We start from the raw sequence: 498 nt of genomic DNA on the forward strand, positions 1-498 counted from the left end.
TTACTTCTGTATCTGTTTGCGAATTAAAATGTGTGGTTTTTAGTTCTTCTTTTATTTCTTTATAATTTTCTATAATTCCATTATGTATTACGCAAGAATATTCGCCGTAATGTGGATGAGAATTTGTATCATCAGGTTTTCCGTGAGTTGCCCAACGAGTATGACCTATGGCTACACCTTCATCATTAAAGTTTAAATTTTTCATAAAATTTGCTAGGTTTTCTAATTTTCCAGCTTTTTTAAAAAAACTCAATTCGTCTTTTTCCAACACAGCCATACCAGCACTATCATATCCACGATATTCAAGCTCTTTTAAGCCGTTTAGTATAATTTCTTTTTTTTCTAATTGTCCTAAATACCCAACAATTCCGCACATTTTTAATCCTTTAATAATAAAAATTACGCTAATTTATAGTAAGTTGTTAAACAAAGATAAATATAATCACTTTTCTTTTTTAAGGATGGTAAATGGATATTTTAGAAGCGTTAGACGAAGGT

1 pseudogene is annotated in these 498 nt (G+C 29.3%); it reads right to left on the reverse strand.

Features of this window, described 5'->3' with window-relative positions:
- Positions 1-376 (reverse strand): annotated as a pseudogene (locus AVBRAN9331_RS09785) (glutamine--fructose-6-phosphate transaminase (isomerizing)); the annotation flags it as partial.
- Positions 377-498: the final 122 nt, after the last annotated feature.

It is taken from the genome of Campylobacter sp. RM9331 (genome assembly GCF_020137685.1).
In the GTDB taxonomy this organism is placed as follows: Bacteria; Campylobacterota; Campylobacteria; order Campylobacterales; family Campylobacteraceae; genus Campylobacter_E.